The sequence below is a fragment of the Ruegeria lacuscaerulensis genome (assembly GCF_013031245.1).
In the GTDB taxonomy this organism is placed as follows: Bacteria; Pseudomonadota; Alphaproteobacteria; order Rhodobacterales; family Rhodobacteraceae; genus Ruegeria; species Ruegeria lacuscaerulensis_C.
Genome location: NZ_WPZL01000021.1, coordinates 1 through 19,991, shown reverse-complemented (window position 1 = coordinate 19,991; position 19,991 = coordinate 1). Strand labels below are relative to the sequence as shown.

At 58.1% G+C, this 19,991-nt stretch carries 20 protein-coding genes; 13 read left to right on the top strand and 7 right to left on the bottom strand.

Translation table 11 applies throughout. The annotated features are described in order from the left end of the window. The first annotated feature begins 40 nt into the window (after positions 1 to 40). The gene (locus GOX66_RS18875) at positions 41 to 742 is read left to right on the top strand and encodes a UTRA domain-containing protein (RefSeq protein WP_170764543.1); all 702 of its coding nucleotides are present in this window, start codon (positions 41 to 43) and stop codon (positions 740 to 742) included. 86 nt (positions 743 to 828) lie between these two features. Here GOX66_RS18875 and GOX66_RS18870 read toward each other — a convergent pair whose 3' ends face one another. Beyond that, entirely contained in the window at positions 829 to 1,614 is a 786-nt protein-coding gene (locus GOX66_RS18870) for a LuxR C-terminal-related transcriptional regulator (protein ID WP_170764540.1), read from the bottom strand. A gap of 89 nt (positions 1,615 to 1,703) precedes the next feature. Between GOX66_RS18870 and GOX66_RS18865 the strand changes: the two genes are divergently transcribed. From GOX66_RS18865 to queF, 6 genes are all read left to right on the top strand, one after another. Next, complete coding sequence (locus tag GOX66_RS18865) at positions 1,704 to 1,865, top strand: hypothetical protein (protein WP_170764538.1); 162 nt, start codon at positions 1,704 to 1,706, stop codon at positions 1,863 to 1,865. Positions 1,866 to 1,876: 11 nt separating this feature from the next. Then, the gene (locus tag GOX66_RS18860) at positions 1,877 to 3,001 is read left to right on the top strand and encodes an aminotransferase (protein ID WP_170764536.1); all 1,125 of its coding nucleotides are present in this window, start codon (positions 1,877 to 1,879) and stop codon (positions 2,999 to 3,001) included. A gap of 155 nt (positions 3,002 to 3,156) precedes the next feature. Next, positions 3,157 to 3,858 (top strand): 7-cyano-7-deazaguanine synthase QueC, encoded by a 702-nt coding sequence (gene queC, locus GOX66_RS18855; protein ID WP_170764534.1) that lies wholly within the window; start codon positions 3,157 to 3,159, stop codon positions 3,856 to 3,858. Beyond that, a complete protein-coding gene (gene queD / locus GOX66_RS18850) occupies positions 3,858 to 4,211 on the top strand; it encodes a 6-carboxytetrahydropterin synthase QueD (RefSeq protein WP_170764532.1) in 354 nt (117 codons plus the stop codon). The genes queC and queD overlap by 1 nt, the downstream gene beginning before the upstream one ends. Then, positions 4,208 to 4,918 (top strand): 7-carboxy-7-deazaguanine synthase QueE, encoded by a 711-nt coding sequence (queE, locus tag GOX66_RS18845; RefSeq protein ID WP_170764530.1) that lies wholly within the window; start codon positions 4,208 to 4,210, stop codon positions 4,916 to 4,918. Before queD ends, queE begins: the two co-directional genes overlap by 4 nt. Positions 4,919 to 4,937: 19 nt before the next feature. Continuing rightward, complete coding sequence (gene queF / locus GOX66_RS18840) at positions 4,938 to 5,399, top strand: preQ(1) synthase (RefSeq protein WP_170764528.1); 462 nt, start codon at positions 4,938 to 4,940, stop codon at positions 5,397 to 5,399. 59 nt (positions 5,400 to 5,458) lie between these two features. On the opposite strand, the gene GOX66_RS18835 is transcribed toward queF, so the two are convergent. From GOX66_RS18835 to GOX66_RS18815, 5 genes are all read right to left on the bottom strand, one after another. Next, complete coding sequence (locus GOX66_RS18835; RefSeq protein WP_170764526.1) at positions 5,459 to 6,163, bottom strand: FadR/GntR family transcriptional regulator; 705 nt, start codon at positions 6,161 to 6,163, stop codon at positions 5,459 to 5,461. Positions 6,164 to 6,330: 167 nt separating this feature from the next. Continuing rightward, entirely contained in the window at positions 6,331 to 8,025 is a 1,695-nt protein-coding gene (gene dld / locus GOX66_RS18830) for a D-lactate dehydrogenase (protein ID WP_170764524.1), read from the bottom strand. 18 nt (positions 8,026 to 8,043) lie between these two features. Continuing rightward, complete coding sequence (locus GOX66_RS18825; RefSeq protein ID WP_170764522.1) at positions 8,044 to 9,195, bottom strand: alpha-hydroxy acid oxidase; 1,152 nt, start codon at positions 9,193 to 9,195, stop codon at positions 8,044 to 8,046. Positions 9,196 to 9,207: 12 nt separating this feature from the next. Further along, positions 9,208 to 11,271, bottom strand: a complete 2,064-nt coding sequence (locus tag GOX66_RS18820) for a TRAP transporter large permease subunit (RefSeq protein WP_170764520.1) — start codon at positions 11,269 to 11,271, stop codon at positions 9,208 to 9,210. Positions 11,272 to 11,389: 118 nt separating this feature from the next. Then, positions 11,390 to 12,439, bottom strand: a complete 1,050-nt coding sequence (locus tag GOX66_RS18815; RefSeq protein WP_170764517.1) for a TRAP transporter substrate-binding protein — start codon at positions 12,437 to 12,439, stop codon at positions 11,390 to 11,392. 335 nt (positions 12,440 to 12,774) lie between these two features. Here GOX66_RS18815 and GOX66_RS18810 point away from each other — a divergent pair, with 335 nt between their 5' ends. Further along, positions 12,775 to 13,560, top strand: a complete 786-nt coding sequence (locus tag GOX66_RS18810; protein WP_170764515.1) for a FadR/GntR family transcriptional regulator — start codon at positions 12,775 to 12,777, stop codon at positions 13,558 to 13,560. A gap of 92 nt (positions 13,561 to 13,652) precedes the next feature. On the opposite strand, the gene GOX66_RS18805 is transcribed toward GOX66_RS18810, so the two are convergent. Next, positions 13,653 to 14,255 carry a helix-turn-helix domain-containing protein gene (locus GOX66_RS18805; protein WP_170764513.1) on the bottom strand — a complete coding sequence of 201 codons (603 nt, stop codon included), beginning with the start codon at positions 14,253 to 14,255 and terminating at the stop codon, positions 13,653 to 13,655. Positions 14,256 to 14,402: 147 nt separating this feature from the next. Between GOX66_RS18805 and glyA the strand changes: the two genes are divergently transcribed. From glyA to GOX66_RS18780, 5 genes are all read left to right on the top strand, one after another. Further along, on the top strand, positions 14,403 to 15,656 hold the full coding sequence (gene glyA / locus GOX66_RS18800; RefSeq protein ID WP_170764511.1) for a serine hydroxymethyltransferase: 1,254 nt from the start codon (positions 14,403 to 14,405) through the stop codon (positions 15,654 to 15,656). A 10-nt stretch (positions 15,657 to 15,666) separates the two neighbouring features. Continuing rightward, complete coding sequence (lpdA, locus tag GOX66_RS18795) at positions 15,667 to 17,049, top strand: dihydrolipoyl dehydrogenase (RefSeq protein ID WP_170764509.1); 1,383 nt, start codon at positions 15,667 to 15,669, stop codon at positions 17,047 to 17,049. Between the two features lie 14 nt (positions 17,050 to 17,063). Continuing rightward, on the top strand, positions 17,064 to 18,008 hold the full coding sequence (gene lipA / locus GOX66_RS18790; RefSeq protein WP_170764507.1) for a lipoyl synthase: 945 nt from the start codon (positions 17,064 to 17,066) through the stop codon (positions 18,006 to 18,008). 25 nt (positions 18,009 to 18,033) lie between these two features. Beyond that, a complete protein-coding gene (locus tag GOX66_RS18785; protein WP_170764505.1) occupies positions 18,034 to 19,407 on the top strand; it encodes an alanine/glycine:cation symporter family protein in 1,374 nt (457 codons plus the stop codon). A gap of 79 nt (positions 19,408 to 19,486) precedes the next feature. After that, on the top strand, positions 19,487 to 19,909 hold the full coding sequence (locus GOX66_RS18780; RefSeq protein ID WP_170764503.1) for a universal stress protein: 423 nt from the start codon (positions 19,487 to 19,489) through the stop codon (positions 19,907 to 19,909). Positions 19,910 to 19,991: the final 82 nt, after the last annotated feature.

The window sequence follows — 19,991 nt, the reverse complement described above, 5'->3', positions numbered from 1 at the left end:
AACATAATAGAAATATGGACGTCAAAATTGTGAGCAGAGCGTGACCGATCAGAGAAACATTGGCTTCCAGGATATTCGCGATGAAGTTCTGAACCGCATCCAGACGCGTATCTGGCCGCAAGGCAGCCTGTTGCCAACCGAGCTTGAATTGGCCGCCGAGTTCGGCGTCGCCCGCGCCACCGTCAACCGGGCTCTGCGCGAACTGGCCGATCAGGGCATTGTCACTCGCAAGCGCAAGGGCGGCACGCGCGTGGTCACCACGCCTGTCAAGCAGGCCAGGCTACCTATCACCGTGGTCCGTCAGACCATCGAGGAAATGAATGCCGAATATCGCTATGCCCTTGTCAGCCGCACCCTGATTGACTGCCCGGCGTGGCTTCAGGCCAAACTCGGCCTTCCTGAAGGCACGCAGGTCCTGCACCTGCAATGTATGCACCACGCAGACAACCGCCCGTTCCAGTTTGAAGAACGCTGGATTAATATCGCGGCTGTTCCACACGTCGCGGACGAGGACTTTCTGACCGTTGGCCCCAACGAATGGTTGCTGGCTGAAGTGCCCTTTTCAAACGCTGAAATCGCATTCTCTGCCGTCCCCGCCACGGGTCAGTTGCAGGATTTTCTGTCCGTTCCACCCGGAACGCCGCTGTTCCAGCTTGAACGCACCACGTGGTTCCAGAACAAACCCGTCACATTCGTGCGTATGACCTTCCACCAAGGATACCAGATGCGAACGACCTATTAGGTACGGGTGAATTAACGCAGCCAGCTAGAGCCGCTGACAGATCGCAACCTAGCGAAGCGGCGAAGTTGAAAACCGGGGCACAATTGTTAGTCGGTCCCAATATCGCAACTGTCGACATAAGCGCGAAAGAGTTGCGACTGAGTGCTGACACCCAGTTTGGCATATGCGTTGCGACGATGCGATTTGACGGTTGAAATGGTAATTTGCAACTCCAGGCTGATCGACAGGCTGGAATGTCCTTTCAAAACCATCTGAACGATTTCGGCCTCACGTGCTGTCAGAACGTCTCGTCCGAAAGCACCCAGCGACGGGGACATCCTGCCCACCCGGGCGGGCTTGTTTTTTGACACCCGCAAAAATGCCAGCCGGATCAGCGGCAAAAAATGCCTTAGTGCCTCAAGATCTTCCTCAGGGATACCACCCGGGGCTGTCTCACGCGCCAGACTGATTTCACCTATGACGTCACCAGGAAGATCAACAAGAAGGCAAGCCTCTTGCAATCCGTGAGGCCAGCCCGGTGTGCGAAATTTGATCTCTTCACTATCATCCGCAATGACATCTGCTGTCGTGGCGCTCCAATTGTCCGGGGCGAGGTCCGCCATTCGATAAACCCCGGTGGAAATGCCATTCCGAATTGCGTTATGCACCGGGTTAAGCAGGTAGGTTTTGGAGACATAAAGCTGCACCGCCGCCTTGGACGTGGAATCCGGATAGGAATCCGCGAGATAAACCGGCGGTCCTGACGGCGGGTTGAGCACTGCGAAGGCCGCTTCGCAAGGAAACAGATACTGGACGGCCCGGATCAGTGCATCGCTGTCCGCCGGACCTTCGATCACCTCGGCAAGGGTCTGGCTGAATTCATGCAATTGCACTCCGTCTCCTCCTCAAGGTGTCTCATCCTTTGGGACGATAGAGCAGCGCTGGCAAATGCTGCTATCAGGTGCCGCAAAGGAGTTCAAACATGCCAAATCTGCCGATTGCGCTGGATAATACAACCGTTTCATCACCCCTCGGCAAGCTGGATTTGGTGCGGGCCATGCGCGCGCTTTGCACTGGCATTATCATGGCGATCCGTGATCGTAAGACCGTCGCGATGCCCGTTTTTGACCACGCTTCATCCTGAGGAGAGCGCATATGTTCATCGAACCATTCAAAGTCGAAATCTGGATGAATGAGTGGGAAACCCGTTGCATCCACAATCTGGCGGAAACCTGCGTCGCCAGCATCACCATAGCAGAGCTTTTGCAACTGTCAGGGCGCAATCAGAATGATCTGTCTGAATTACTGCCCATGAAGATGACCTATGGCGCGATAGAAGGGTCAACCCGCCTGCGCCAGGCTATTTCGAACCTTTATGACGATCAGAAGGTCGAAGACATCACCATCACCCACGGTACGATCGCAGCCAACATGCTGGTGCATAAGGCAGTGGTTTCTCGTGGAGACCGGGTGGTATCAATCGTGCCCACTTATCAGCAGCACTACTCGATCCCGGCCAGTATCGGCGCCGATGTTCAAATCCTGCCGCTGCGTTCAGAGGACGGGTTTCTGCCTGACCTTGACCGCCTGCGCGAATTGGTGACGCCGGGAACCAGACTGATCGCTCTGACAAATCCCAACAACCCGACCGGCGCGTTGATCGACGAGGCGATGCTGCAGGAAATTGTCAGGATTGCCCGATCCGTCGGTGCGTATGTGCTTTGTGACGAGGTTTATCGCGGCACTGGGCAGGAGGGGAACGGCATGTCGCCATCGATTGCGGACATCTACGAAAAAGGGATCAGCACGGCGAGTACCTCAAAGGCGTTTTCACTCGCCGGTTTGCGCGTCGGTTGGGTCGCAGCGCCGAAAGAGGTCACTGAACAAATTCTGATCCACCGCGATTTCGATACGATTTCAGTTGGCATGATCAACGACCACTTTGCCGCCATGGCCCTTGAGAACCACGAAAAACTGCTGGCGCGCAGCCACCGGATCACGCGCAGCAATCTGGCGTTGCTGGATACATGGATCGCAAATCAGCCGCGCGTCAGTTGGGTCAAACCCCGCGCGGGAACAACGGCGATGTTAAAGCTGGACATACCCCTAAGCTCGCGGGAATTCTGCGTGGAACTGGTTCAGCAGACCGGTGTCATGCTTACCCCGGGTGACGCCTTTGACATGGAGGGGTACGTTCGCATCGGCTTTGCCAACGACCCCGACGCGCTACGAGAGGGGCTGGACATACTGTCGGAGTACTTGAGCGATCAATTTGATTAAGGGTCAAATGGCAATCCTGTCCAATCGCACCGCCTGAATCATGTCTGAATCGTGAGCCTGTCCTGTGCAATTGGGCCTTGGCAGGCCTGAGCGCACAGGTTAACAGGGCGCGTCCCGGTCGCAGCCTACCCGGGTAACAAAACAAGGGTTCAAATATGAAAACGATCGTAATCTGCTCAGGCGGGCTGGATTCGGTATCGCTGGCACATATGGTTGCGCGCGATCACCAGCTGACGGGCCTGATTTCCTTTGACTACGGCCAACGACACCGCAAGGAACTGGACTTTGCCGCGCTGTGCGCGAAGCGGCTGGGTGTACCCCATGACATCATCGACCTGCGCCCGGTCGGAGCGGTTCTGACCGGCTCCGCGCTGACTGACGATGTCGACGTGCCAGACGGGCACTATGCCGAAGACAGCATGCGCGTGACCGTGGTGCCCAACCGCAACGCCATCATGCTGACCGTGGCGTTTGGCGCGGCAGCCGCGCGGGGGGCCGATGCCGTGGCAACGGCCGTGCATGGCGGGGATCATTTTATCTATCCCGATTGCCGCCCTGCATTTACTGAAGCCTTTGAGGCAATGCAGAAACAGGCGCTGGACGGGTACGCCGACGTGTCGCTGTTCACCCCCTTCGTACATCGCAGCAAGGCCGATATCGTGACCGAAGGCACCCGTTGTGACACGCCGCTTGCTCAGACGTGGTCCTGCTACAAGGGGGGCGAACACCATTGCGGGCGCTGTGGTACCTGCGTGGAACGGCGTGAAGCATTTCACCTGGCCGGGGTCCAGGACCCGACAACCTATGAAGACCCGGACTTCTGGGTTGCGGCCACGGCGCAGAAGGAATCCGCCTGATGTACCGGATCACTAAGGAGTTCCACTTTTCGGCCTCGCACCAGCTGACCCACCTGCCCGACGATCACCAATGCGCGCGGATGCACGGGCATAACTATGTGGTCGAAGTCGAACTGGCCGCGTGCGAACTGAATCCAGACGGGTTTGTGCAGGATTATGGTGAGCTTAGGCCGCTTAAGACCTATATCGACGAGACATTCGATCACAGGCACCTGAACGACGTAATGAACATCCTGACCACGGCGGAAAACATGGCGCGCCATTTCTATGACTGGTGTGCCGCGCGCTGGCCGGAAACCGCCGCCGTGCGGGTCAGTGAAACGCCAAAGACCTGGGCCGAGTACCGCCCATGACCCGCCTGCGAATTGCCGAGATTTTCGGCCCCACGATTCAGGGCGAAGGCGCGTTGATCGGAGAGCCCACCGTTTTCGTGCGTACAGGCGGCTGCGATTACCGCTGTAGCTGGTGCGACAGCATGCATGCGGTCGATCCGGCCTTTCGCCATGACTGGGCGGCGATGTCCACGGAAACGGTCTGGGAACGGGTCCGCAAATTGTCGGGCGGACGGCCGTTGACCGTATCGTTGTCCGGTGGCAACCCGGCCATTCAGGAATTCGGTCCATTGATCGCGCGGGGCAAGGCCGAAGGATACCGCTTTGCCTGCGAAACCCAAGGGTCGGTGGCCAAGCCGTGGTTTGGCGATCTGGACACGCTGGTCCTTAGCCCAAAACCGCCCTCGAGTGGTGAAACCGTGGACTGGGATACCTTCGCGGCCTGCATCGTAGCCGCGCGAAACGGCCCAAAGGTCGTAATGAAAATCGTGATTTTTGATGAGGTCGATTACAATTGGGCCCGCGCAGTGACGGATCGTTACCCGGCGCTGCCCCTGTATTTGCAACCGGGCAATCCCGAGGTTGATCCCGACCTGCCCGTCGATCCACAGAACCTGTCGGACCGGCTGCTGTGGCTGGTCGAAAAAGTCACCGCCGATGGCTGGTTCGCACCCAGGGTCCTGCCACAACTGCACGTTCTGCTGTGGGGCAACAAACGCGGGGTCTGACCCCGGATAGGAGCATGATATGGAAACCATCTACAGCGACCTGACCCAGTTGGGCGGGAAAACCGAACTGCCGGCCTCACCTGAAGTGGCCGAGTTGGAACGGGTGCAGAACCCTCAGGCTGACATTGAATATTGCGTGCGCTTCACCGCGCCCGAGTTCACCTCGCTCTGCCCGATGACAGGCCAGCCGGATTTTGCCCATCTGGTGATCGATTATGTCCCCGGTGAATGGCTGGTGGAATCGAAATCCCTGAAACTGTTTCTCGGGTCCTTCCGCAACCATGGCGCGTTTCACGAGGATTGCACTGTATCCATCGCCCGCCGTCTGGTCGAGTTTCTGTCGCCCCGCTGGCTGCGGATCGGAGGGTATTGGTACCCGCGCGGCGGCATTCCGATTGATGTCTTTTGGCAAACCGGAGCAATGCCGGAAGGCGTCTGGATCCCCGATCAGGGCGTACCCCCCTATCGCGGGCGCGGTTGAAAATCAGAACCCACGGCGTTCACCCGTAAAATCCGTCCAACAGCCGCGCGTAACTGCCCTTAATCCGTGTCGATCACCCTGCCATAAGAGCGGTCCCTCAGCATTGCGTTTGAGACCGACAATAAATGCGTTTCCATTGTTTCAGCGGCAGCCTTGCTGTTGCGGGCAGCGATGTCGCTGAACAATTGCAGATGCTGTTCCCGCAAACGAACCAGAGTTGAGGCCGAATACCGCGTTTCGCGCTGACGGGTCCATTCTGCCTGCCGCCGCACAGCGCGGATCGAGTCGTAAACTGTCAAAAACAGCGGGTTATGCGCCAGCTCTGCGATCTTGTAGTGAAAGATGTCATCGGCAACGCCATAGGCTTGCGTATCAGCCGCATCCAGCGAGGCTTGCGTCAGCTGCTCAAGTGTTTTCAGTTCCTTTACGGTTGCGCGCTGCGCGGCCAAGGCCGCAAGCGCCGGTTCAATTTCCAACCGGACTTCCATCACGTCGCGGGGCATGACCTTGGCCGCAACGGCCCGGAATGGGCTGGCACCTACGGCAGGAGGCGGCGAGACAAACGTGCCCTGTCCGTGGCGCCGAAATACGGTGCCGTCTTCCTCTAAGAAATCAAGAATGCGCCGCATTCGTGTCCGCGTCACTGACAATGCTTCGGCCAGTATACGCTCGGGCAGCAATTTGCCGTTTTTCAGGAATTCGCCCGATTTGATGCCAGCCCGCAGGGCGGCTGTCAGTTCACTGTCTGTAGGGCAGTCTCTCAAAGTCACCGGGCTCCGATCAACTCGCTAAGTGTACATTGGGACGTAAGCATCAGAAAAACCCCAAAAGCAAGTTGCAATGCACAGAGGGGCGGCGCCCAAACCCAAGCTGTCGCGGCTTCCCTAGCCCGATGGTCGATGTTGCCCGAGTGTACTTGCCTGACAACCGACTAACGCGGCCCATCCTCGGCGTAATCACGGGCCTTCGACATTTTGCCAATACCGGGATTGAATGAATTGGTCGGGTCGCAACACTTGTAATGCGCGGCCAGATCCGGTTTGGCGGCGTACAAATGACCGACATTGTGCTCGGCTGGGTATTCCGCCCCACGCTCATCAAACAATTTGAGCATGGCCGCCTTCAGCGCCTTGGGGTCTGCCCCTTTGCGGACCACGTAATCCTGATGCATCACGTGGCACATGAAATGGCCGTAATAGAGTTTGTGGACGATTTGGTCGTCGATCTCTGGCGGCAGTTTTTCAAGCCAATCCTTATCGTTTCGACGCAAGGCGACGTCGAGAGCAATGATGTCCTCAACCTCGCCGGCATGGATGGCCATGTAACGCACGGCGGCCCCTGCAGCGGCAAAACGGTGCAGACCTGCAATCTTTGCTTCGCGCGCTGTGCATTCAAAGAAATCGGCGTCGCGGTCTTTCAGGAAATCAGGCAGCCATGCCATGACCTCATCAATTCCCCGATCTTTCATCTTGAGGATCAGGTGATGCTCATAACGATCGCGGAACTCCACCATCCGCTTGGGCAGAACACGTGGCCAGAGCGCAACAGCCGTCTGCATGAAACGGTCTGTGAAGTTTCGCAAAAACGGAATCCGGCGCAAGCGGGCATCCACTGCCCCCTTCATGGCAAAGAACATTGGCAGCCGGTTGGTGCCCAGCTTATCGATCATCACGACGGTATCCTTGCCATAGCGCGCGGTGATGTCGAACACGTCCCGTTGCATGTATTCGGCAGAGACCGGCAGAGATTTGAGCTCGGACAGGATGTGGCGGCGCAAAGCGGCCAGATCATCCGGATCGTTAGTGCCGATGTAGAACACTTGTTCAGTGTCGTTCTTCGGAAAGGTATCCAGGCGCACTGCGAAAACGGCCAACTTTCCGGCGGACCCGGCGGATTCGAAAAGCTTTGCCTTGTCCGCGTTGAACCGGGCCGGTGTTTCGGCCTCTACATCGCGCACGATCTGCGCATAGTCACTGGCCGAGGCGCGTTTATTCGTGGCGCCGGGGGTCCGGTCAAAGGTTCCGGCGTCCAGATTGCCCAGAATCTCCTCGGGCGTTTCGCCAAGATCAATGCCGAGGTGGTTGACCAGTTCCAGCTGGCCCTGCTCGGTGATCCGGGCCCAAACAGAAAGCTCGGTGTAGACCGGTCCGCGCTCAACCAGAGATCCGCCCGAGTTGTTGCAAACCCCGCCGACAATCGACGCCCCGATGCAAGACGAGCCAATCACCGAATGCGGCTCGCGCCCCAGCGGCGTCAGCAGTTTTTCCAGAGCGAACAGGGTGGCCCCGGGAAAGCTGACAATCTGCTCACCGTTGTTCAATGGCACCAACGTATCCATCCGGCGAGTATTGATCAGCACCACATCCCGGTCATAGCTGCCCGAAGGTGTCGAGCCTTCGGTCAACCCTGTATTGGCCGCCTGCATGATAACGATCTTGTCTGCCGCGACGCAGGCCTGAAGCACCTTCCATTGTTCCAGCAGTGTTCCGGGCTGGATAACGCACAGCGCCTCACCCTCGCCCGAACGGAAACCTCTGCGGAACCGTTCGGTCGCGCGCTTTCCTGTCAGAACATGGCGCGAACCAACGATGGAACGGAAAGATTTGATCAGGTCCTCATTGGTCATGACAGCCCTCGTCACAGTCTATGCGTTGCGAAACCGAATGCTCTCGCGGCTCAGCTGGTCAATGCGGGTCACGCCCATCAGTTTCATGTCGCGTTCGATCTCGGCACGCATCAATCCCAACGCGCGCTCGACACCCGCCTGCCCTGCGGCGGCCAGCGGGTACAGATAGTGCCGCCCTACCCCGATGGCCTTAGCCCCCAGCGACAGCGCTTTCAACACATGGGTTCCACGCTGGATACCGCTGTCCATCATTACGTCCAGCTTGTCACCGACCGCGTCGACAATCTCGGCCAGTTGATCGAAGGGCGTGCGCGAACCATCCAACTGACGGCCACCATGGTTCGACAAGATGATGCCGGTGCAGCCGATCTCGGCGGCGCGGCGGGCGTCTTCGACGGTCATGATGCCTTTGAGGCAGAACTGGCCGTCCCATTCACGCACCATCTGGGCCACGTCCTCCCAACTCATCGACGGGTCGAGCATGTCGGTGAAGTAACCCCCGATAGAGCTGGCACCACCGCCCATATCCACATGCTCTTCCAGTTGCGGCAGACGGAATTTTTCGTGGGTTACATAGTTGATCCCCCACATCGGCTTGATTGCGAACTGGATCATGCCGCCCAGCGTCAGGCGAAACGGGATCGAGAATCCGGTGCGCAGGTCGCGCTCGCGGTTACCGCCGGTGATGCTGTCGACGGTCAGCATCATGACTTCGACACCAGCCTCCTTCGCGCGCCGCATCATCGCGGTGTTCAATCCGCGATCCTTGTGGAAATAAAACTGGTAGACCTGCGGGTTCTTGTGCTTTTGCCGCAGTTCCTCGAGCGACACGGTTCCCAGAGAGGAAACACCAAACATGGTGCCATATTTCTCGGCCGCCGCCGCGACGGCGCGCTCGCCCTGATGGTGGAACAGGCGCTGCAAGGCGGTGGGCGAGCAATAGACCGGCATATCCAGCTTTTGCCCCATGACGGTGACCGACATGTCCACTTCGGACACTCCGCGGAGCACGGAAGGCAGCAGATCGCAACGGTCAAACGCGCTTGTGTTCTCCCGATACGTCACCTCGTCATCTGCGCCGCCATCGATGTAGTTGAAGATGGGCCCCGGCAGCCGTTTCCTGGCCAGCAGCCGGAAGTCGTGGAAGTTATGGCATTGGCTCAAACGCATCGGGAGAACTCCTTAATAGGCGACCGAAGGCAGCCAGGTGGCAAGGGTCGGCCACAGGAAGACCAGCGCCAGACCAGTCAACTGCAGCAGCACAAAGGGGATGATGCCCTTGTAGATGTGCATCAGCTTGATCTCGGGCGGGCAAACGCCTTTCAGGTAGAACAGCGCAAAGCCTACGGGCGGCGTCAGGAAGCTGGTTTGCAGCGTCACCGCGACCAGGATCACGAACCACACCAAAGCCGGTTCATCCAAAACGCCAAATCCGGGGATGTCGATGCCCAGCCCGTTCACGATGGGGCGCATCAAGGGCAGAACGATCAGCGTAATCTCGATCCAGTCCAACACGAAGCCAAGCAGGAAGACGATGAACAGGATAAAGAGAACCGTACCGTTGGCGCCAAATCCGGTGGATTGCACCACATGTTCGATCAGTTCGTCCCCGCCCAGTTCCCGCAGGACATAAGAGAAGACCGTCGCACCAAGGAAAATCGCAAAGATATAGGCGGTGGTGTTGAAGGTCGACACCAGCACGTTCCACAGCTTCTTGAAGGTCAGCTTGCGATAGCCCAGTGCCAGCAGGGTCGCGCCCAGAGCACCGATACCCGAAGCTTCGGTCGGCGTGGTCAGACCCGCGAAGATGGAACCCAGCACGGCCAGGATCAGTACCAGCGTCGGAATGACGGCAATCAGCACGTCCTTGACAGCGGCCCAGTCTGGGGCCTTGGCACCCTCGGGCACAGGGGCCGCGTCACGTTTCACCAGTGCCAGAATGAAAATGTAGGTCAGATACAGACCACCAATGATCACGCCGGGGAAAACGGCGGCCATGAACAGGTCTCCGACCGACAGGGCCATCTGGTCGGCCATGATCACCAACATGATCGAGGGCGGGATCAGGATGCCCAGCGTACCGGATGCCGAAACAACACCCGCGGCCAAAGTCGGCTGATATTTCTGCTGCATCATCGACGGCAGCGACAGGACACCCAACAACACCACGGACGCACCAATGATGCCCGTCGAGGCTGCCAGAATAATCCCGATCAGGGTCACTGTGATGGCCAGCCCGCCGCGTACAGTACCAAACAGACGCTGCATTGACGTCATCAAACGTTCGGCCACCCCGCTTTCGTCCAGCATCAGACCCATGAAGATAAACATAGGCAGGGCCACCAGAACCGCATTGGACATGGTCGCATAAACCCGGTTCACCACAGCACCAAGGGTCAGATAGTCGAGCCCGGTAAAGGTGCTCTCAAGCCCCGTCCACAACATCAGATCGTTGTCGAACAGATAGGCCAGTCCGCAATAGGCCACACCGACACCCGCCAGTACCCAAGCCACCGGATAGCCGGTGAAGAGCAGCGCGATGAAGGTCAGGAACATTGCGATGACCAGTTTTTCCTCGGTCGTCTCCACCAGGAAGGTCAGCCCAACGCAGACGGCGGCAAACACGGCCAGAACCAGCAGGATGCGGCGCAAGGGTGCGCCCTCACGTTCCGAGGCTGGCCCATAAAGCAGCGCGTGTCCGTCGTGGATCAGCCGCGCCAGCGCCGCCAGCGCCAACAAAACAAAACTGATCGGAATAACCGCTTTGAAAGCCCAACGCGCAGGCAGACCGGTAGGACTGTCCGAACGTTCATCGACCCGGAAGCTCTCGTAGAAATAGTCATATCCCTGATCAATCATCAGGTAGATGAACGGGGTCAGCAGGGTCAGGATACCGATCACCTCGATGACCCGCTGCGCCCGGCGCGACAGTTGCATGTGCAGCACGTCAACGCGCACGTGGCTGTCGGTGATCAAGGCATAAGAGATGCCGATCATCGTGACGATACCGTAGAAATGCCATTGGATCTCGTCCAACTTGGGGTAGTTCTGGCTGAGCAGGTACCGCAGTGAGACCTGAGCGAAGATCGCCCCCATCAGCAGGACGTTTGCCCACATGACCACATGGCCGACAGCCTTGACGCTCGCGTCGATCGCCACCGCGATCTTCTGACGGTCGGTTTCGGGGTGTTCCAGGATGCCCTCATAGGCTTCGACCGGATCGTTGAGGTTGTTCTGAGTGGTCATGGTCATTCCTCGCTCAGCAGCCCGGCACGCGGGCAGTGAATGGTTAGAAATTCCGAAGTTCAGGAAATAAGAACCGGAGCGACGGATGCCGCCGCCCCGGTTACGTCAGTAAGGGAGTTTACTGACGCGGGAGGAACGCGTTTGTCTTCCAGAGGTCATAGCCGTCACGGAAGTCGTTCATGTCGGTCAGAACCTGAGCAAAGAAAGCGTCATTGGCGGCTTCTTCAGCGGCAACCTCTTCCCAGGTCGCGCGGAAGGTATCCAGCATCTCGGGCGACCACTGTTTGATGGTGACACCGTTGTTTTCCACGTTGTCGATCAGGGCCGCGTGCTGGATAGCTTCGCCCTCGGCAAAGCTGTCGGCCATCGAGGCCTTACAGGCGCTTTCGATGATCGCCTTGTGTTGGTCGCTGGTTTCGTTCCAGACGTCCTTGTTGATCAGCAATTCGAACACGGTCGCCTGCTGGTGCCAGCCGGGGAAGTAGTTGAATTTTACCAGCTTGTGGAAGCCCAGACGCGCATCGATGGCAGGCATCGAGAATTCGGTTGCGTCGATGGCGCCTTTTTCCAGCGCGGGGAAGATCTCACCACCCGGCAGCAGCGACGTCGCCACGCCCAGCTTCTGCATCACTTTTCCGCCCAGCCCAAAGAAGCGCATCTTCAGACCATTCAGGTCTTCGGGTGAGTTGATCTCGGTTGCGAACCAACCCGAGGTTTCAGGCGCGATGATGGCGCAAGGCAGAACTTTGACGTTGAAACCCGCCTGATCGTACATCTCCTGGTACAGGGTCAGGCCGTTACCATAGTAGAGCCACGCCATGTATTCGCCCGCTTCGGGACCGAACGGAACAGCCGAGAACAGCGGTGCGGCAGGGATTTTACCCGCCCAATAACCGGCAGTGGTGTAGCCCGAGTTGATCTTGCCGGTGGAAACGGCATCCAGAATCTCGAACGGCGGGACCAGCTTGCCCGGCTCGTAAACCTTCATCTTCAGCGTACCGCCCGACATCAGCTCAAGCTGTTCGGCAACGCGCGGGATTGGTGAACCAAGGCCCGGCAGTTCGGTCGAGAATGCAATCGGGGTTTTCAGCAGCAGTTTGTCAGCGGCAACCGCCGGTGCGGCCATCAGGCTTGCGGCCACGGCAAGGCTCGTCAGGGTCTTTTTCATGAAATCTCCTCCAGGGTTGGTCGGAACATCGTCCCAATCAGCGGCGCAGGCTCTTCCAGCGCCTCTCCGGTGGTAAACTATCTTTACCAGTCGCAACCAGTCAACAATTTTGTTTACCACTGGCTAATTCCTACACATGAAACGGTGGTGATTGCAGCAGGTCCCGCGAAACGGGCCAAAAGCGGGGAAAATAGGAAAATTGCTTAAAATTCATTCAAAAACAGGGATCTGAACCCAATACGCTTGCCAGCTACTGCCGCTTGAGTTTTGGGCATTTATGGTTATATTTATTTACCAGTAATCTTCGAGCCTGGCAGCAAAAGAGGCGGTGCGTCATGAGCCCCACAGCGATATTTGAACCGGTTGGACACGAATCGCTGGCCGAAGCCGTAGTGGCGCAAATTGAAGATCTGATTGCCTCGGGCATCCTGAAACAGGGCCGCAAACTACCTTCTGAAAGGGACCTGGCCGAGATGCTGCGCGTGTCGCGCCCGAAACTGCGCGAAGCCTTGTCCGTTCTGGAAGAGCGTGGTCTGGTCACGACCCAACATGGCGAGGGTACATTTGTTGCTGCGCTTACGGGACAGGCCATGATGCCCGCGCTTCTTGCGCTGTATGAACGGCACGAACCCGCCTTTTTCGATTATCTGGAATACCGGCGCGAGCAGGAGGGCTTTGCCGCTCGCCTCGCCGCACGTCGCGCAACCAAGGCGGACAAAGAAAGGATCGCTGAAATTCTGGCCGAAAATGAGCGTGCCTGGCGGGAGAACGACACCAGGGCCTCACAAGAAGCAGATTTTGCGCTGCATTCAGCCATCGTAGATGCCAGCCAGAATGCGACCCTTATCCATATCATGGCCTCGATTTATGAACTCACGCGCAAGGGCGTGTTCTATAACCGCGACTTCCTGAAGACGATTGACGGTACCGGCCGGCAGCTGTTGGCCCAACATCTGGAACTTGGTCAGGCCGTGATGGATGGCGATGAAGCGCGCGCGGAAAAAGCCGCAACCGACCACATCGATTTTGTGGAAGAGTCTTTCAGATTGGGAATTGAGCGCAGCCGCAGAGAAGCAATGGCCGAAAAGCGCCGCCTTTTGTCGGAACAAAAACTCTCCTGACACTTCCCGTCACGGCATTTTATGCAGCCATTGGTTCTGCAGGGAAGGGCCATCGTAAGCTGAAAATCCAGATCAACGGCGCAATATCGTTGTCATTCAAGTGACACCCAAAGTACCTTGGCGTCCTCCTCGCTGGTCGAAATGCAGCCATGCCCCATGCCGCTGTCATAATAGAGTGAGTCTCCGGCTTTCATGGGAAGCGGGCGGTAGTGCTCCGATACAAAGACCAGTTCACCGCTCAGAACATACATGAATTCCTCACCGGAATGGCGAACCCATGGATCGAACTCTGAAATGTCGCGGGCCCGGATTGTCGCGACATATGGCAACATTCGTTTGCTTGTCAGGTCCGAGCACAGCAACTCATGCAGATATGTCGAGGTTTCCCTGATCTCTCCCTGCCCTTTGGCAGTATAGTCTCGTCGGCCCGCAATTCCGGATTGGCCTGATTGAACGAACAGTTGCGGCGTGTTCATTTCCAACGCCTGGGTCAACCGGCGAACGATTTCAAAACTTGGCTTAGTCTGGTTGTTTTCAATCTTTGAAAGGGTCGAACGACCGATTCCCGCTGCCTGACCAGCTTCTTCCAATGTCCAGCCTTTTGCGCGCCGCGCATCGCGGATGGAACGGCCCAAAGCCTCCCCTTCGTCCTGTTCTTCAGGCACGGAAACGTCCTTCCGTTGGTCTTCAGCCATAAAAATCTCCCAAATTTATCAAAGGATACTAAATTCGCATTTTGCACGCAACTTCACAAATACGAGATTTATGTTGCTTTAGGGGGATCATTTCCACTATAGGAAACAAAATTTCGAACTGAGGATTCGATTCCGGAGGAGGACACCATGTTCAAGACGTCGCTTACAGAGGCTGATCCGATCATCGCTGCATCGATTGCGCGAGAAGGCACACGCCAGGCGGAACAAATCGAACTGATTGCATCCGAGAACATCGTCTCTCAGGCCGTGATTGACGCTCAGGGTTCCGTACTCACTAACAAATACGCCGAAGGGTATCCCGGCCGCCGCTACTATGGCGGGTGCGAATATGTCGATGAGGTTGAATCAGAAGCCATCGAGCGGCTGAAAAAGCTGTTCGGGTGCGAATACGCGAATGTGCAGTCACATTCCGGCGCACAGGCCAATGGCGCGGTGAAGCTGGCGCTGCTCAACCCAGGTGACACGATCCTGGGAATGTCGCTGGATGCCGGTGGCCACCTGACCCATGGCGCAAAACCCGCCCAATCCGGCAAATGGTTCCGCCCGGTCCAGTATGGGCTGACCGATGCGGGTCTGATCGACTATGATCAGGTCGAAGAACTGGCAAAAGCTGAAAAGCCCAAGCTGATCATCGCGGGTGCGTCGGCCTATTCGCAAAAGATCGACTTTGCCCGCTTCCGCGAAATTGCAGACGAAGTTGGCGCTTGGCTGCTGGCCGATATGGCCCATATTGCCGGGCTGGTTGCAACCGGTCTGCACCCTTCACCCATCGGCCACGCGCATGTGGTTACGTCGACCACGCACAAAACCCTGCGCGGTCCGCGTGGTGGCATCATCCTGACCAACGACGAAGCACTTGCGAAAAAGATCAACTCTGCCGTGTTCCCCGGTCTGCAGGGCGGCCCCCTTATGCACGTGATTGCCGGTAAGGCTGTGGCGTTCGGTGAAGCCCTGAAACCGGAGTTCAAAGAATACATGCAACGCGTTGTCGACAGCGCCTCGGCTTTGGCAAACGTAATGATGGCACGCGGCTGTGACATCGTCTCGGGCGGGACCGAGAACCACCTGATGCTGGTTGACCTGCGTCCGGTCGGTGTGACAGGCAAGGACGCCGAAGCCGCGCTTGAGCGTGCCGGGTTCACCTGCAACAAGAACAGCGTCCCCGGAGATCCGGAAAAACCCACTATCACCAGCGGTATTCGTCTGGGCACTGCCGCCGGGTGCAGCCGCGGGTTCGGGCCCGAAGAATTCAAGCAGATCGGCCACCTGATCGGCGATGTGCTGGACGCATTGGCCCAGTCGCCCGAAGGCGATGAGACCATCGAGAAAGAGACACGCGAAAAAGTCCGCACCCTGTGCGCAAGCCACCCGATTTACTGAGAGAAAGCCCATGAACACCTACGACCTCATAGTTATCGGTGGCGGACCGGGCGGCTATGTCGCTGCGATCCGCGCGGCGCAACTGGGCATGAAAGTCGCTTGCGTCGAAGGGCGCGGCGCGCTCGGCGGGACCTGTCTGAATGTGGGGTGCATACCCTCCAAAGCGTTGCTGACCTCCTCGGCCAAATATGCCGAACTTGCACATCTCTCCTCCCACGGTATTGCGGTCGAGGGGGCCAGCATTGATGTGCCCGCGATGATGGGGCGCAAGGACAAGATCGTAGGCGATCTGACCAAGGGCATCGCGTTTCTGTTCAAGAAAAACGGCGTTGATCTGATCGAAGGCTGGGCCAGCATTCCCACGGCCAGGCAGGTTAGAGTCGGTGACGAGGTCTATGAGGCCAAGAACATCCTGATCGCCACCGGCTCGGAACCTACCACGTTGGGCGGGATCGAGATCGACGAGCAGGACATCCTCAGCTCGACCGGCGCGATTGCTCTGGAGTCCGTGCCGGAACACCTCGTGGTTGTCGGTGCCGGCGTCATCGGCCTGGAACTGGGGCAGGTCTGGGCACGACTGGGTGCCAAAGTGACTGTCATTGAATATCTGGACCGCGTTCTGCCGGGCATTGATGGCGAGATCGCCAAGCTGGCGCAGCGCGCCCTGTCAAAGCGCGGGTTGAAATTCCAGCTGGGCCGCGCATTAAAATCGGTTGAGAAAGCCGACGCGGGTCTGACCCTGACCATGGACCGTGTGGGCAAGGACAAAGAAGAGGTGATGGAGGCCGACAAGGTTCTGATCGCCGTTGGCCGCCGCCCCGTCACTAAAGGGCTTGGGCTGGAAGAGCTGGGCGTTGTGGTAAACCAGCGCGGGTTCATCGAAGTTGACGGTACTTTCCAGACCTCTGTCCCCGGTGTTTATGCGATCGGCGACTGCGTTCCCGGCCCAATGCTGGCGCACAAAGCCGAAGAAGATGGCGTGGCTTGTGTCGAGATGCTGGCGGGTGAAGCCGGGCATGTGGATTACAACACCGTTCCGGGTGTCGTTTACACCGATCCCGAGGTTGCCTCGGTTGGTCTGACCGAAGAAGCGCTCAAAGAAACCGGAGCGGAATACAAGGTCGGCAAATTCGCCTTCATGGCCAACTCGCGCGCCCGTTCGACCGGTGAAACCGACGGTGCGGTCAAGGTTCTGGCTGATAACAATGGCAAAATTTTGGGTGCGCATATCTGTGGGGCTCATGGCGGCGATTTGATTGCAGAGCTGGTTCTCGCTATGACTAAAGGTGCAACTGTCGCCGAAGTCGCTGCCACCTGTCACGCACACCCGGCCATGGGCGAGGCAGTCAAAGAGGCCTGCCTGGACGCCATGGGCCGAGCTATTCACGCCTGAACCGGAGCAGCCAGATGACCATTCAGCTTCGCCCTCGCCACCCGGAAAAAGCCAAAAAGGCTGACAGTGTCATCCCGCGCAAGCCGAAATGGATTCGTAAGAAGAAGGTCGAAAGCGCCGAGTATTACGAGACCCGACGCCTGATGCGCGACCACGATCTGGCGACGGTCTGCGAAGAAGCCGCCTGCCCCAATATCGGCGAGTGCTGGTCGAAACGCCACGCGACCATGATGATTATGGGCGAGATCTGCACCCGCGGCTGTTCCTTCTGCAACGTCGCCACAGGTCGCCCGGACGCGCTGGACGCTTTCGAGCCGGGGCGTGTGGCGGCGGCGGTCAAGAAGCTTGGCCTGCGCCATGTTGTGATCACATCGGTCGACCGGGATGATCTGGCCGACGGCGGGGCTGAACACATCGCCCAGACCATCCGCGCAGTGCGTCACCAGAACCCCGGCACCACTGTCGAAGTTCTGACGCCCGACTTTCTGGGTAAGGGCGACGCCGCCGATGTCGTTTTTGAAGCCGCCCCCGATGTGTTCAACCACAATCTGGAAACCGTCCCGCACCTCTACCCGTCTGTGCGCCCCGGCGCGCGCTACTATGCCTCGCTGCGGCTGCTGGACGATGCAAAACGCGCCAAGCCCGAGATTTTCACCAAGTCCGGCCTGATGGTCGGATTGGGAGAAACCCTGAACGACGTGCGTCAGGTGATGGATGACCTGCGCGCCGCCAATGTCGATTTTCTGACCGTCGGGCAGTACTTGCAACCGACCCCAAAACACCACCCGATTGATCGTTTCTGGTCACCGGAAGAATTCGCCCAACTGGAGCAGATCGCACGCTCCAAGGGCTTCCTGCACGTGTCAGCCACGCCGCTGACCCGTTCCTCGTTCCACGCGGACGAAGACTTTGCCGCCCTTAAGCAAGCCCGCCAGCGGGCCATCGCAAACGGGGCATAAACCTAACGCTATTGGGAGGGAAACCATGGAAGCGTTAAATTCAATCGTAGGGGCCATAAATGGCGTCGTATGGGGGCCGCTGATGCTGGTTCTCATTCTTGGCGTCGGCTTCTTCCTGCAGGTCGGGCTGAAATTCATGCCGATCCTGCGTGTAGGAACCGGCTTCAAGCTGCTTTTTGCAGGTCGTGAAGGTCAGGGTGACGGCCAGATCAGCCCGTTCAACGCGCTGATGACCTCGCTGTCGGCGACCATCGGTACCGGCAACATCGCCGGTGTGGCCACTGCTGTCTTCCTGGGCGGTCCGGGCGCATTGTTCTGGATGTGGATGACCGCCCTGGTGGGCATGGCCACCAAATATGCCGAAGCCGTCTGCGCGGTGAAATACCGCGAGAAGGATGAGCTGGGCAACTTTGTCGGTGGCCCGATGTACTACATCAAGAACGGTCTCAGCGCGAACTGGCACTGGCTGGGTTGGGCCTTCGCTCTGTTCGGCGCGGTTGCGGCCTTCGGCATCGGCAACGGGGTGCAGGCCAACGGTGTGGCTCAGGTTCTGGATTCGAACTTTGGCGTCAACACCTCGGTTACCGGCATTGTGCTGATGGTCCTGACGGCAGGCGTTATCCTGGGCGGCATCACCCGTATCGGTGCTGTTGCCGGTAAGCTGGTTCCGTTCATGGCGGTTGCCTACATCCTCGCCGGTCTGCTGGTCCTACTGATCAACATCGGCGCTATCGGCGACGCGTTGGGCTTGGTATTCACCTACGCCTTCACGCCTTCGGCCGCCGAAGGTGGCTTCGCTGGCGCGGCAGTCTGGGCGGCGATCCGCTTTGGTGTGGCACGCGGTGTGTTCTCGAACGAAGCCGGTCTGGGTTCCGCCCCGATCGCGCACGCGGCAGCCGAGACAAAAGGTCCGGTCAACCAGGGCCTGATCGCGATGCTGGGTACGTTCATCGACACCATCATCGTCTGCTCGATCACCGGATTGGCGATTATTTCGTCCGGCGCTTGGACCAGCGGTGAATCTGGCGCGGCTCTGACCCGTCTGGCGTTTGAGACTTCGCTGCCCGGATTTGGTGGGCACCTGATCGCCATTGCACTGTCGATCTTCGCCTTCACCACCATCCTTGGCTGGTCGTTCTACGGTGAGAAATGCGTCGAATTCCTGCTGGGCGTCAAATCTCTGATGCCGTACCGCGTGCTGTGGATCATCGCGATCTACTTCGGCGCGACCGCGGATCTGGGCTTTGTCTGGCTGCTGGCAGATACGCTGAACGCCATGATGGCCATCCCGAACCTGATCGCCCTGGCCCTGCTGAGCCCGATCGTCTTCAAACTGACGAAAGAGTTTTTCGCCAGCGATGGCAAATCCGAAGAGCCAGGCGGCACAGCCGCCGAGTAACCTCGGCCCTGACACTCAACGGGGGGCCATCCCGGCCCCCCGGCTTTTAACAGAATTCCATATCTCGAGGAGAGACGTGATGGCCACGAAAATCCTGCTGCCTATTGATCACACCGATGACCGCTCGTGGAAACTGGCTCTGCCGGTCGCATTGGAACAGGCAAAATTCTACGGTGCCGAACTGCATGCGGTTGCCGTCATCCCCGAGATCATCCATCTGCCGAACCTGCCTGCCAACTATGGCGCAGGCGCCAAAGACCACGTGCGCAATGCGGTTCAGGCCATTCTGGATCACGGCAATGCCTCCGATGTCGCAATTCACATCGAAGAAGGCAGTGTTTACCGCGAAATCCTGAAGCTCGCCCATAAAGAAGGCTTTGACCTGATCGTCATGGCGTCGACCAAGGGCGATTTCCCGAATTATGAGATTGGTCCGAACCTGGCTCGTGTTGTGCGCAATGCACATTGCACTGTCATGGTTGTTCGCGACATGTCTCGTTGATTGAAAGGTTGAAAAATGACCGAAGTTAAACGCACGCCGTTGTACGACTTGCATGTTGAGTTGGGTGGTAAGATGGTTGATT